The sequence below is a fragment of the Hymenobacter sp. APR13 genome (genome assembly GCF_000737515.1).
Lineage (GTDB): Bacteria > Bacteroidota > Bacteroidia > Cytophagales > Hymenobacteraceae > Hymenobacter.
Window position 1 is genome coordinate 4,657,024 of record NZ_CP006587.1, and the last position, 12,992, is coordinate 4,670,015.

14 protein-coding genes and 1 pseudogene are annotated in these 12,992 nt (G+C 55.7%); 7 read left to right on the forward strand and 8 right to left on the reverse strand.

Features of this window, described 5'->3' with window-relative positions; translation table 11 throughout:
• The first annotated feature begins 149 nt into the window (after positions 1 to 149).
• Both N008_RS19565 and N008_RS19570 read left to right on the forward strand, forming a co-directional pair.
• Positions 150 to 725 (forward strand): IS110 family transposase, encoded by a 576-nt coding sequence (locus N008_RS19565; protein ID WP_044017961.1) that lies wholly within the window; start codon positions 150 to 152, stop codon positions 723 to 725.
• Between the two features lie 3 nt (positions 726 to 728).
• Positions 729 to 1,241, forward strand: coding sequence for an IS110 family transposase (locus tag N008_RS19570; RefSeq protein WP_044017962.1), 513 nt, complete (start codon positions 729 to 731; stop codon positions 1,239 to 1,241).
• On the opposite strand, the gene N008_RS23915 is transcribed toward N008_RS19570, so the two are convergent.
• The 4 genes from N008_RS23915 to N008_RS19590 form a co-directional block, all read right to left on the reverse strand.
• Complete coding sequence (locus N008_RS23915) at positions 1,238 to 1,471, reverse strand: GDCCVxC domain-containing (seleno)protein (RefSeq protein WP_071884577.1); 234 nt, start codon at positions 1,469 to 1,471, stop codon at positions 1,238 to 1,240. The genes N008_RS19570 and N008_RS23915 overlap by 4 nt on opposite strands.
• A gap of 14 nt (positions 1,472 to 1,485) precedes the next feature.
• The gene (gene merTP, locus N008_RS19575; protein WP_044017963.1) at positions 1,486 to 2,103 is read right to left on the reverse strand and encodes a mercuric transport protein MerTP; all 618 of its coding nucleotides are present in this window, start codon (positions 2,101 to 2,103) and stop codon (positions 1,486 to 1,488) included.
• Complete coding sequence (locus N008_RS19580; protein WP_044017964.1) at positions 2,100 to 2,483, reverse strand: ArsR/SmtB family transcription factor; 384 nt, start codon at positions 2,481 to 2,483, stop codon at positions 2,100 to 2,102. Before N008_RS19580 ends, merTP begins: the two co-directional genes overlap by 4 nt.
• A 354-nt stretch (positions 2,484 to 2,837) precedes the next feature.
• A complete protein-coding gene (locus N008_RS19590) occupies positions 2,838 to 3,887 on the reverse strand; it encodes an RNA-guided endonuclease InsQ/TnpB family protein (RefSeq protein ID WP_044017966.1) in 1,050 nt (349 codons plus the stop codon).
• A 37-nt stretch (positions 3,888 to 3,924) separates the two neighbouring features.
• Here N008_RS19590 and N008_RS23370 point away from each other — a divergent pair, with 37 nt between their 5' ends.
• Positions 3,925 to 4,110, forward strand: coding sequence for a hypothetical protein (locus N008_RS23370; RefSeq protein ID WP_156109424.1), 186 nt, complete (start codon positions 3,925 to 3,927; stop codon positions 4,108 to 4,110).
• Between the two features lie 454 nt (positions 4,111 to 4,564).
• On the opposite strand, the gene N008_RS19600 is transcribed toward N008_RS23370, so the two are convergent.
• Both N008_RS19600 and N008_RS24305 read right to left on the reverse strand, forming a co-directional pair.
• Positions 4,565 to 5,113 (reverse strand): hypothetical protein, encoded by a 549-nt coding sequence (locus tag N008_RS19600; protein WP_044017967.1) that lies wholly within the window; start codon positions 5,111 to 5,113, stop codon positions 4,565 to 4,567.
• A 203-nt stretch (positions 5,114 to 5,316) separates the two neighbouring features.
• Positions 5,317 to 5,361, reverse strand: a pseudogene (locus N008_RS24305) (hypothetical protein); the annotation flags it as partial.
• Positions 5,362 to 5,715: 354 nt separating this feature from the next.
• On the opposite strand from N008_RS24305, the gene N008_RS23380 reads away from it, so the two are divergent.
• Positions 5,716 to 5,919 carry a hypothetical protein gene (locus N008_RS23380; RefSeq protein WP_156109425.1) on the forward strand — a complete coding sequence of 68 codons (204 nt, stop codon included), beginning with the start codon at positions 5,716 to 5,718 and terminating at the stop codon, positions 5,917 to 5,919.
• 253 nt (positions 5,920 to 6,172) lie between these two features.
• Here the strand turns inward: N008_RS23380 and N008_RS21980 are convergent, their stop codons facing one another.
• Entirely contained in the window at positions 6,173 to 6,562 is a 390-nt protein-coding gene (locus tag N008_RS21980; RefSeq protein ID WP_052381774.1) for a helix-turn-helix domain-containing protein, read from the reverse strand.
• 390 nt (positions 6,563 to 6,952) lie between these two features.
• Between N008_RS21980 and N008_RS19615 the strand changes: the two genes are divergently transcribed.
• Both N008_RS19615 and N008_RS19620 read left to right on the forward strand, forming a co-directional pair.
• Entirely contained in the window at positions 6,953 to 7,558 is a 606-nt protein-coding gene (locus N008_RS19615) for a hypothetical protein (RefSeq protein WP_156109426.1), read from the forward strand.
• A 175-nt stretch (positions 7,559 to 7,733) separates the two neighbouring features.
• Positions 7,734 to 8,114: a hypothetical protein gene (locus tag N008_RS19620; RefSeq protein WP_197062909.1), complete on the forward strand. Its 381-nt coding sequence runs from the start codon at positions 7,734 to 7,736 to the stop codon at positions 8,112 to 8,114.
• Between the two features lie 147 nt (positions 8,115 to 8,261).
• Here N008_RS19620 and N008_RS19625 read toward each other — a convergent pair whose 3' ends face one another.
• Positions 8,262 to 10,676, reverse strand: coding sequence for a relaxase/mobilization nuclease domain-containing protein (locus N008_RS19625; protein WP_081910902.1), 2,415 nt, complete (start codon positions 10,674 to 10,676; stop codon positions 8,262 to 8,264).
• 1,082 nt (positions 10,677 to 11,758) lie between these two features.
• Between N008_RS19625 and N008_RS23385 the strand changes: the two genes are divergently transcribed.
• Positions 11,759 to 12,073, forward strand: coding sequence for a hypothetical protein (locus tag N008_RS23385; RefSeq protein WP_156109428.1), 315 nt, complete (start codon positions 11,759 to 11,761; stop codon positions 12,071 to 12,073).
• The last annotated feature ends 919 nt before the right edge of the window (positions 12,074 to 12,992 follow it).

Sequence of the window (12,992 nt, forward strand, 5' to 3'; positions counted from 1 at the left end):
ATTGCGCGTTAGAGACTGTGCCTCGTTTCCCGTTTTTGCCTGAAGACTGAACAGTATGGAGGGAGCCCGGCGTTGGCATCCCGCATTTGTGCAAGGAGAGTTGCGGTAAAAACCGGACTGGCTAGTTCTTCCCCTTTTTTCATTTCCTTATGCCTACCGCCCATCCCTGCACCAGCCCACTCAAATTTGTCGTGGGCATCGACATTGCGAAAGATACTTTCGTCGCCTGTTTTGGGCAAATTGATGCCCGCCAGCACCTGCGCTTCGGCAAACAGACATCATTCGACAACACGCTGACTGGCTTTGCTGCTTTGCTTAGTTGGACTGAAAAACAAGCGGTGCTGCCGGCTCCCATTTGGTTTGTAGTAGAGGCCACAGGCGTCTACTACGAAGAACTGGCCTATTTTCTAAGTGATAAGGCGCAAGCACTCAGCGTGCTCCTCCCCAACAAGGCGAAGCATTTTGCACAGAGCACCGAGCAAAAGAGCAAAACGGACCAACTTGATGCGCGCTTACTCTGCCGGCTCGGGTTGGAGCGTGCCTTGCCTGCCTGGCAACCGCCCTCACCAGCCTTACGGCAATTACGGGCGCTGGCCCGCGAGCGGCAAAGCTTAACCGGACATGGGGCACGCCTCAAGGTGAAAATCCATGCCTATCAGCACAGCTATCAACCCGATGCCCGTTCCCTGTCCCGCTTGGCCACCCAACAAACACTTATTCAGTAGCAGTTGCTCGCCGTTGACCAGGACCTCGCCGCCTTGCTGGAAGCGGAACCCGAACTTGGTCGCAAGTTGAGACAGCTGACGAGTGTGCCTGGCATCGGTTTGACCACCGCTATCGTGGTCGTCGCCGAAACCAGCGGCTTCGTGCTCGTGGATAACGAGCGGCAACTGGCTTCCTACGCCGGGTTGGATGTAGTGCAACGCCAAAGTGGGCTGTTTGCCGGAGCCACGCGCATCTCGCGCCGAGGGAACGTACGCTTGCGTACGGCCCTTTATCTACCGGCTATCAGCAGCTTGCGTTACAACCCGCAGCAGATGGCCTTCTATACCCGACTGCGGGCGAGACACCCCAACGGCAAGCCTGGTGTGATTGCGGTCATGCGCAAACTCCTCCTGCTTTGCTACTCTCTGTGGAAAAATGACCGGATGTACGACCCGCAGTACCACCCCGCAGTTAACGAATTAGCAGCAGCGCTCGAATCCGTTCACCCCGAAACCAACGAGAAAGCACCAGTTTAGCCGCAGCAACTTCCTGAACCTTGTTCCTGAATGGGCGGACAGGGCACCGAGCCATAAGAGCAGTACACGCAGCAATCACCGGCCAGCGGTTTCAGAACCGTGTGGCAACTCGTGCATTCGTAGAAATATTGACAAGCGTCGGTCGGCATTTGCTCCGCTTGCGCGTGGCCGCATACCGGGCACGTTAGGACGGAAGTAAGCAACGGGGCCTTTGGTTCGAGCGTAAGCATGGAGCAGGGGGAGGTTAGTTCGTGGCCAGCACTTTGTAGCCAGTGCCGTTAATAGCTTGGGCGACCTGCGCGGCGGGGCTTTTGGCCGCATCAAAGCGGACTTGCGCTGTGCCCTGGTCGTAGGAAACGGTCACGGCCTGCACGCCCGGCAGCTGCTGCACCGCGTGCTCGACGTGTTTCGCGCAGGCGTCGCAGGTCATGCCCCCGATGCGGTAGTTCGCCGTTTGCCAGACCGGTCCGGCTGCACTTGCGGCCACTGGAACGGGTGCGACTGGGGTGGGGTACAACTTTGCCCCGTAGTAAGGGAAGGCCAGCAGCAGCGCCGCCAGTACCGTTACCACACCTAGGAAGACCTTGGACTGCATAAAGGTGGGTTTTGTGTCCACTGTGCAGCCGCAGGCATCGGCGGCCGGCGCTGGTTTGAGTTGCTGATACCAGGCAAAGCCCAGTGCACCCACGGTAAGGGCTACTGAGTAGGGCCGCAGGGGTTCGAGCCAGGCAAAGGCCGAGGCCACGCCGCCCAGGCCCCCCAGGACCGCCAGCAGCGGCGTGATGCAGCACAGCGACGCGGCCAGCGCCGCCACCAAGCCGGCCCCGAGCAGGGGTTTGTTGGAAGAAGGGGAAGTATTCATAAGGCCGATTGAAGCGAAGGAGTGGCCGCTAAGCCCGCCAATAGCGGTTGCAGAATGGGTAAATGCGGTTGGCTGAGGGCATAAAACACGGTCTGGCCGACCTTATGGGCGTGCAGCACGCCCCCATCTTTGAGCTTGCGTAAGTGCTGGGACACGGCCGAGACGGTCATTTGCAGCACGTCGGCGATGTCGCACACGCACAACTGCTGTTCGTCGGCCAGTAGCAGCAGAATTTTTAGGCGCACCTCGTTGCCGGCCAGGGCTAGGACCGAGGCCAGGGACTGAAGGGCCGGCTCAACGTGCGCCAATCGCGCCTGGCACTGCTCGATACGGGCCGTATCAGCGAATACCCGGATGCAGGCAGTAGCTTTTTTAGTCATGGTTATGCAAAGGTACTACTTGCGAATTTAAGCAATTGCTAAAATAAAAAGTTTCTTCTTTTTAAGCTAAAGCGCAGTCTTTGCTTGCATTTCATCACAGTATCTCATGCGTTAGCCAACTGCTGCAGGCGCCGTTCTATCTCATACTTGCGCTCGTATCCCGAGCCAGCCGCCAAGGTCCACTCTACGGCTTCTAAAAAATCGGGGAGCGCGAGCAGTTCCACTAACCGTAGTTGGATATCGCGGCGCACGTCGGCGGGCGCGGCCGCCAACTCAACTGCCAGCCCTTTACGATTGTCCACTACGTGCACTATGTCTTCCAAGTCCTGACTCAGGCTTGACATCCTCTCCCGCCTAAAGGCAGGGAGATTCCCTTTGGCGCTGGATGTCCCCAGCGGAACGCAGGATATTTGCCGCCGCATTCTGGTCCCGGTTGTGTTCCGTTCCACAGGTGCTACAGCCCCACGTTCTTACCCCCAACGCGCTTAGTCCACTCGGACCCGTCCTTTCGGAACAGACCGAGCAAGTCACGGTGGAGAACGATTCGTTGACTTCGAGGTACGTGATGCCGAGTCGTAGGCTCTTGTAGGAAAGCATCGTTTTGAAGTCTGCCCAACCGGCGTCTGACACCGATTTAGCCATTGTTGTCTTTTTGAGTTTGGAACTACTCACATTGCCCACCACCAATACGTCGTACTCATTGGTCAGCCGCGTGGTTTGCTTGTGGTTCCAGTCTTTGCGCTTGTTCTTAATCTTGGCGTGAATCCGCGTTACCTGCTTTTTCTTGCGGGCACGTTGCGCCGTGGCAAGCTGCACTTCAAAGGTGCGCGTCAGGCTTTCGCGTGTGAGTTCTACACCGTCTGAGAGCGTTGCCAGCGTTTTCAACCCGAGGTCGATACCGGCTTGCTTGCCCGTTGGCGCACGTTCGGGCGTGAGGTCTTCACAGACGAAGTTCACGTACCAGCGCCCTTGCGCATCTTCGGCAAACGAGCCGAAGCGCACCTTGCCGGGCAATGGACGCGAAGACCAGAAGCGGAACGTATGCCCGTTGTACGTTACGCTATCGGCGCTCACCTTCACGCCCACGGCTTTGAACGGTATCCAACCGAGGCTACGCTTGCGGCTACGCCAGTTGAGTTTCGGGCGCTTGAACTGCTTGCCACACTTGGCGTATTCATCCACTACGGCTTGCACCGTTTGGCTATGCAAGCCCAGCTCTTTACCAACGCCAGCGGTCAACTTATGCAGGTCGAAGGCAGAAAGCAGCTTGCGGCGAAACGACCACTGATAGGCATTGCGCTCGTTGCAGTAGTTCCAGATATCGTTACACGCCCAGCCCAGCTTGCGCAGGCGAACCCGGCAAGCTGAATCTTTGAGGCGGAAACGATACGTGGTGAGTTTCATTTGATAAACATACGAAACAACATACTATATTTGCAACATGAGCAAGCAAAAACCACCCTATCAAGTGCGTATGTCAGATGAACTTTATGCGCTTGCGCAAGCCAAAGCGAAAGCCCTTGGCATCTCATTTGCCGCCTACGTGCGCCTGTTAATCGCCAAAGACAGCAACGATTCAGTTCACGTTTCCCATCCCCTGCCTAAAGGCCAGGGGCTTTCAACTTAGCGTAAGTCCGCCCAGCCCCGGTCGCGTAGCGCCACGAGTTTGGTGGCTACAAAATATACGACACTCAGGATGCGAATCTCCAGGCCATTTGGCAGGCGGTATATCGTGGCGTGGGCAAATCCGGCGGGATACCAAGGATTACTAAAGCCCAAAATTTCCGGCTCGGTAGGCATGACGTCCACGGTCATCCCCTGATACGTCCCCCGGCATAATACGCCCGATGCAATGTCGTTTATAAGCCCCAGCGCCCGTAGCTCCTCCTCTAGGACGTGGTACGCCGCGCGTGGGGCTATTTCTACGATACAATCAACGTCATACGTCACGCGGGGGCTCGGGTGGTGGCAAAGCACTCGTGCTGTATAGATTTACCGTGGCGCCGCCGACGAAAACAATTCGCTCCCGCAGCTTCCCAAGGGCGAAGGCGACTGCCATTAGCTGGGGCAGATTGCGCGATTCAGTTGCCATTCGCTGCGCTGACGTGCTGGGTGATGGCGGCCTCTACAAGTTGGGCCGCTACTCGCCGTTCGCGGGGACGGCCTAGCCGCAGAGCATCTACCAGCGCCAGTAGCTCATAAAGACGGGCATCTTTCTGCGCGGCGGCGGCTACACCTGGGTAAAGCGGCTCAATGGCAGCTCCCCACGCCTCACCCGCAGCATTGGGCCAGACGTAAGTCGGTTCTGTCCCAAAGGTTTTATTGAGTGGAGCGGCACTGGAGGCAGTCTGTATGCCGCGTGCCTGTGCGCCGGCATGGGCGGCGAATACGTAGGGCAAGCCATACAGCAAAAATTCTATCAAGGCCCTTGCCTGCACCTGATGAGAACCCGGATCGGGAGCCAGCAGACGACTGTAACGACACCGGGCCAGCGCTTCCGACACCTCGGAAGCACTCAATGATAGCTCATTAGCTAACTCCTTACCCAACCACACCCTTGCCTTCGAACTGGCTACCAGCTTCAGCAATAAGACAATATCCTGAGGTCGCAACCCGTTAAATTTACGCATGATTCTTGATTTGCGAATTGCGAATATAATACCAGAGTGGATAAATAGTTACTGGACTGGCCGTATTTTCAATTAGCGCTTGATCATCTGGCTCATCTCCACCCAATACTCTTCAATAACCGCTCATAAATCTAACCATCACTTGTAGGCCTCCTCATCTTGTGAGCAATGGAAAGCACCAGGGCCCTGATCCAAGCCCTACCCTACCCAACGACCATCAGATCCTCCAGCCGGGTAGTAAACGCTTGGCTTTTGTGTTGGGCCTTGCCCTGCCAGGGCGCGGGCTAACCAGTAGCAGTCATCGTCGGTATGGATTTCGGTGCCCCGCATGCTCTCGCCCGACACCCGGATCAGGTACGTGGCCTCGGTGTGGCGGAACAGGATGCGGTTGAGGTCGAAGAACTCCTTGAGCTGGTCGGAGGAGCTGCTACTGGCGAACCACCACGTACACGAATGCGAGGATACCGGACAACCAGCCATCTGGCTGGCCAATATGATAACTGCCTCGGGCGAGTGCCAGCGAACCACCTCTTCGCTCACCGATTAATCGGCCGGCCACGTCCTGTAGCAAACAGCTCTGGCAGGTTCGCCGAGTCCGTAAAGTGGCCCGTGCCCAGCAACACCAACTTTTCGCATCAGAACTGGAAAGCATCGTGGTCATCACGCTGCACTCCACCACCCAAACGCTGACCGTGGCCGTTGAGCGACCCGATGAGACGCAAGTCGTCGACACGCTCCGCGAGGCTCTGTGTTACCGCCGTCAGGCCCTGAAAACTGAAGCCCGCCAGCTGCGCCAGGACTATTAAGAAACCGAGTCGCTGCGGGCTCGGAAGAACCAGTCTAACTCTGGCTAGCACTTAGCCAGCGACTCCTAAAGCCTTAAGCGCTCATCGGCTCCGCCTTCAGCAAGCCATGGTAATTCAATAACGGTAGACGCTTAACGTCCCGCAATAGCATGGGGGGACCAACACCTAGTGCTACCTGGCCGGGCCAGATATCACGAAGGCAGTGAGGACCTGAATTACCGGAAGCACGTGTCCCCATTGGCAAGCGTTCTGGTTAAGTCGTGCCAGCAACGACTTCGTTAATCGCCGTCAGCCGCGCGACGGCCCGTTCCAGGCTGGTGGCGGTGCCATCCAACTCCACCGACACTAGCAACGGGTGCTTGGCGGGTTTCGCAAGGGCTTCTCCTTCCCGCCGGCCCCCGGTCTGCACCCGGCCCGGCTCTAGCGCAGGCCCCGGTGACTGGCTCAGGTCTTGGCTGCGTAGCGCGTCGAGGCTGACGTGAAAGACCTGGCTCAGTTTGGTGAGTGCTTCGAGTTTGGGGGTTGATTTGCCGTTTTCATAGCGGCTAATCGTGTTGTAGTCGGTGGCGAGTTGGTCGGCCAGCTCAGACTGTGACAGTTCGGCTCGACGCCGTAAAAAGCGCAGGTTTTTAGCAAAATACATAGCCGTGCGTGTAAAGCACACAAAACTAGCCAGCTGAAAATGTGTATTTTACTGCATTATTAGTGAATAATAAGCTATTATAGTATATATCATTCGGCTAACATGCTGCATATTGCATTAGTCTCGCGTTGCTTAGTGATTCGCTTGTTTGCCTTGCCACCGCACTGCCAAACCCGGCAAACTCCTTTTCAGCGGGGGCTGATGGTTTGCTACGCCTGCTACTGTATTGCTTCCTCTCTCCGCCGATATGCTCCTGCACAGCCTAAGGCATTCATAATCCTCCTTTCCCTACGTCCCTATCCCATGGCCCAGGCTTGACAGCCCGTAAACCGCCTGCTTAGGGTCAGTGACCTTGCTGCTTTTACCCCTTTCTTAATTCTTGTTCTATATATGCTCGCTCTTCACTCCTTTCTCACGCCTGCCACCCTGCTGCTGCTTGCTGGCGGGTGGATACTCGCCGGCTGCTCGTCCCCGAGTTCGACCGCCCCACCCACTGCCGACGCCGCGCAAACCTCCACTACCCCACCCCCCGCGTTTCCATTCGGCGGCAAAGTGGATTCGCTCAACGGCATCGCTGGCCACGCCTTTGGCGAGCCCCTGAGTGCCTTCACCGATTTGCGACTACTGCCCCCCACCCCGGGCGTGCCAGTCGGCCCGACGCAGACCTACACCTACGAGGGGACCAAAGGCTGGTTTGGCAAGCACCGGACACAGGTACCCAGCCAGCTCTATACCTTTCTCGACGGCAAGTTCTATGCCTTCATGGCCATCGGCGATCCGACCGTACTGCGGCCGGAAGCTACTTACCTGCTAGGCCCCGGCCAAGCGCAGGGCGCCTACCAACTCTTCTGGGAGGGGGCCAAAGCCCGGGCCGTGTACGCCGAAAAAGCCGTTGGCTTCGGCCGGGAAGGGCGCCTGGACGTGCTGAGCAAAACAATGGAAGCCGCCCTGGCGGCCAAGCAACAAGCGCAACTCAAAGCTGACAACGCCCAATAGAGCGCTAGTAAACAGCCCCATTCCTCTCCCTTCTCATGAAGTTCTCATGCAACCCACCACTATTACTCACGCGTGCCCCGAGAGCCACACCATCCCCTACCGCTGGGCTACGCCCGGCCAACACGCTCAGGCCGTGCTCTGGGTCGCTGAGCATCTCCACGCCCACTTTCCTACCTTGTCCGTGACCGACTTCGCGCAGGCCTTCCACGCGTTTCAGCCCGATTTGTGGGAAGACGGCAACGACCTCTGGCTCGACTACGCTGACTTGGTCCGCCTAACCCAGCGGCTGGCCCACTCGCCGCTCGTGCCGGAACTGAACCCGCCCGTTTACTGCGCCGATGTGCGCTACCTGGCCGGCGTCCTGCACTACTTTCACCTCGTGGCCGTTGAGTTACGGGCCGAAATGCAGGCCGGCGCACCATTGCATACCTTGCATCTGGAGTCTCTAATTGACCGACTGGCAATTGGCAACAGCGTCGTTGAGCGCGTGCGGCGGGAAACCCGGTCTCAAGCAGTGGCCCATGACCCGCAGGCAGCAGCCGACTTTGGGGATTGATTCGGCCGGTGGTACCAATAAATCAGAATATACCAATGCGACTAGTAACTACCCAAACAGGTGTGGCACGTTAGCATGAGGAAGCTTAATTAGACCCTTGTTCGGACCGAACGTATCGCTGAAGTAACTGCTGTAACTATATGCAGCCTACCTGCTAATCTCTTGGTTTTTGCTCTGTGCTGGTGCGCTTTTCTGTGGTTGCTTCGCCTCATGGGCTAATCCCCGGTCTTTGGATTCGACGTACTGACCATAGAAATTCGTCGTTACTTCTTCAGATCGATAGGTCTGCCCGCTGGCCTTGTGTCGGAACGCCACCTTGCCTGCATCAAGCTCCGTCTCAATCCCTGAGTAATCCACGCGGGACTTGAACTCGTTCCATTGCGTGAACCCGGCGGCCAGGACCGTCTTCACGACCGCCCGCACCTGGTCGAGGCCAGGCTGTTGCAATTGCACAAACTGTTCCCGGGTGAGGTTGGACGGCTCCGGTTTTAGAAAGCGCTTTTCGCCAACGTTAATGGGAAGCATGAGTGGCGTCCTTGAATCGATATCAAGCAAGCTGGTGCGCGCAGCCATCGCCCCCAACGTAAGCCCAAAGCCTTTTTTAGCTGCTTCTTCCAGCCGCTTCCGCTCACTGGCCATCCTACCAATTTCGTTTTCCCGGTCTTGCTGACGGGTCAGTTCAACCTGTAGATTCTCGAGTAAGACGTCTTTGTGCATCAACGGCGTACCGGGTGTTTTAACCAGCGTGATGGCGCCCCTTACCCCCGCCGCGTTCGGGCTATCCTCAAGCAGCCAGCTCACTTGAAGCAAGGCGCTGTTGTGCGCGATCACAGTTGCCCGCTCCTGCATGTACTGCTGGTAGCGGGACTCCCAATCCACAATGGGTGGGCGCGCGGCCGCTTCCGCCGCCTGCGCCGCTTTGGTGTGCACTGTCTCCAGAAAGGGCCGACCGGCCAGCCATAGGTCTTCCGCAGGAAACATTTCGCCGGATGACTGATGAACCACCCGGATGGGTTCCTCTCCCTGGGCCGGGAGCAAGGCTAGCCCTTGCGCCTGCATCAGGACTTCAAACGCTGGCAGATTATGGTAGGTGGCTTGGTCCGCGGCCCCTATTTTCTGGATTACTTCTGCCCGCAAGTCGTAGTATCGATCCTCGTATGCTTCCCACTGAGCCTGCTCCGCTTGCTGTTTCTCCCAAGCCGCGAGCTTCCGGTCCAACTCCTTTTCTTCGGCGGGGGTCAGGTAGCGTAGCACGACTTCCGTTTCTGTTCCCGCGGTGACTGCCGCGCTTCCTGCGGTTGCCGTTTCTACCGGTGGCACGTCGTCCATTTTCGCGGGCATCGCTGCATTTGGGTCCGCTGGCCGGTCCAAGGGCGTGACCAGTTCCAGCAGGAGTTCACCGCCTGCTGCGGCTTCCACTAGCGACAAATCCTTTGGTAAAGGCGAGGCCGCACTCTCGGGTGGTACTGGGGCTGAATGCTCTGGTGCTTGGACACTTGCACCGATAGCCGTTGCTTCGATAAGTGATGGCAATGGTGCTGCCACTGAATTGCATGCTTCGGGTCGTTGCGGCACGTCCAGTCTTGCAGCGGTGGGTACCGGCGCGATTGACGCCGGGAATTCTTCCTGTGCCGGCCCCGTTGGCCGGTTATTCAGCACTTCCTTGACCGCGGATTGGAGCAGCGCGCTAAAACCGCCGATTGCTTCCTCACGTGCTGGTTGCACTGTCGGTGGACAAACCGACACGACAGGCGCTGCCCGCGTCTCCTCAGCAACCACCGTCGCTGCGGCCGGCGCGGGCAGCGTTGTGGACTCAGTCCGCTGGCTGGCCGTTTTCAGTGCTTGTTGCTGATTAGCCGCCAACCGCCGGTCTATCCCCGTTGAACTATATTCTGGACCCAAAGCGCTGCCCTTGCAGGCATAACCACCCATTTTAAAGCTGATGCCCCTGACGTTTCCGCTATTGTCGCGGAACTCCTGATGCGCGATTCCTCTCTCAGCCAACGCCGCTAACAAGGCCGGTCGCTGCGTGTGCTTGTCCGGCACCAGTTCCTGATCCAGGGCGGTGCGCAGCTTAAACCGGTTCAGATCCCGACCACGCAACCGCTCAGGATGCTGTAAATCCGGCCGCCTTTCTGTGGCAGGAGAGAGCCTGTGCCGGACAACTAGCTTGTCAACTGCCCTCTTCGAAGCCAAATAGTTATTGCCCTCCGGGATGGTATGTCCATCGTTGGCTACCCGGGTAGCCATGATGTGCAGGTGCTTGTGCGGACGGTCCCGGTGGCGGACCATTAAGTACTGCGTTCCTGTCATGCCCATTTCCTCCATGTACTCTTCCGCAATCTGACGCATTTTATGGTCTGTCATGCGCGCGGCATCGTCTGGATTAAAGCTCAGTGAGACGTGCAGCAAAGACCGTCCCAGCTCTGGATGCAGCTGCGCACCCAACTCAAAATCGGTGACCAAATGCGCCAGCGTGTCGGTTCGCACCCCTGCAGAACCGAGCACAGCCGCCTGCTTGTCGACTTTTTTACTCTTGTATCCCAGCAGGTAGCGGGCCAGTCCTTCCGGGTCCCCCCCGTCGTGAAGTTAGGAATCATGCGATGCAGGTATCCAGGTAGCGGCTCACCTTCCGTGCTGCTTCAAGGGCCTCAGCTCCCAGAGAGGTTAGGCCCTCTTGGTTGGCCTGCCTGGCTAACGCCTCCATAGCACTGCTCAGTGTTGCCAATTCGCGACACAGCCGAAACTGCTCCGCAGTCCAGGGCTTTTTAAGCTGCACGAGGTCTTGGAACTGGGACCGAACCATAACTGCCAGTTGGCGACCACTCTTGCTTGCGTTATGCTTTAACTCCGCATATTCTTCTTCCGTGAAGCGGAGAACAATTCGCTTGACTCGTCTCTCCTCGATCGGAATCTCTTTTCGTCCGCCCCTGGCAGAGCCGACACGCTTACGCTTTTCAGGGGTTGGCGTTTGGAGAGGAGTATCCATTGGATAGGTCTGGTTGGGCAGTCGTGAGCAAAACAGGCCAGTTAATAGTGCCTTTTAACATTACTTGCTAGGCAAGAATTTTCCGAATGTAAGCAGGTTATCTGATTTCTTATCATTTCAACTTAATGAAAAGTCATTGCAGGCATTCACTGTAATACTGGCATCGACTTTATACAATGAGAGGTATTATTCTGCCGTTATGACCATGTCTTCAATCTACCGATTCGAGTGACACGATTGCATACCAACTAATCCATTAGGTATACCTCAACAGCCTGAAGCATCACTCTTGCTGATCTGAATGATTAGACTGATTACCGTAAAACAAACCTCTATAAATCACTTACTCACTATTCTCGCTTTTTGCCGGTAACGTCACTTTACGCATTTATCATTTTTAATCAACTGATACGACATCTACTTTGAGACAAACTCAATTCTTAAAAGTCACATACTATACATACATTACTTTGTCATAGCGCAATAGCACTGGCTAGTTATGAAGCAACACCTTTCCCACATCTATACAATCCTATTGAACCTATTTTGATCAAAAAAGCATAGTTTTTACATTCATACAATCTATATTGGCCGCCACTGAGGTTTTTCAGTAATTTTCCAAGTACTAACATTTCACTTTTTCTCGTTTACACAAATGACGGACGCAACTCAACACTCTGAGCAGTATAATGCACATCCATTACCTACTTCATCATCTGGAAAGGCTCAAAGCAGCAAAAAAGCTAAGCCAGTAAAAAGTGCCTATGTAAAAACCTCTGTTCGCCTGCTCGTTGACCATGATCATGCATTGCGATTAGCTTCTGTACTACTGGAACGACTCGGAGAGCCTGTTCATACAATGCAGGCAATGGTGGATGAAGCAATATCACGTTATACTGACTTCTTACAAATCAGGAAGGGTATCGATTTTCAAGGAATAGTTCCTAAGAAAACGACAGCCACGAAATAACGCCTTGAATGCCACTTTACGCAGCTAGCTCGTTTGGCATATCAAGTATTCCGAGCTTCGACGCCAATCACAACCTGTGATTTTGTTGAATAGCTGCTTCAGCCATTACCCGTTCAGCACTGGCTAGCTGGTCCACCAACATGCTCCATAAGCACCTGATGCCAATGAAGCATGTTGGTGGACCAGCAGCTTTCAGAGATAGCTTCAATTGCTCCGTTACTGAATGACCTTGCTGCATCATCAAGAGGTTCATTACCAGTCGTGCAAATGGCAGCGTCGTATTTTTGAGAGACAACGCACGTTTTGAGATCCTGCTAGCCAGCATTCCGTCATGATTTCCGGCGCTTGCCCGCTCTCATCCTCCTTCACCTAATCGTGCTCAACTGATCCTGTGCTGCTACTTGCTTTCGTTTAGCTTGAGTTTTCACTGCATCCAATAGCAGGGTGAATCGATGCTTAGCATCAACCCCCGGTTACCGAAAAGAAGTAAGCAATCAATGAGTGGTCGAGTAGTAGTGATGCAAGGTACTGGGCAGCCGTTTGACAGCTTCCAAAAGTGTGGGGCAAGTGAGTTAGGTGGCTACTTACACAGTTTCCGATGGGATTTGATAGACAGCCGAGATGCTCCTGCAGATGACTAGTCGGCCCAACTGCTCCACACGTTTTGATGCTTCCTCTGTGTTTCTGGCCTGTTAGCTTAAAGTAAGCTTGGTCCAGCCCCTGCCTTGTTATGAGCACTTCTCGCACGGGAGCCTGTCCGACGCCCTAGGGAAAATAAACCTTACAAGACCATAACCTGACGAGCATCAAAAGCTGACCAGTTGGGTGGAGCCGCTATGGCCATAGGCGAGGTATAACCATCATCGGCCTGCGTGATATGGCCCGCCTCCTCTCTGATTGTGCTCTGAGTGGAGTCAGA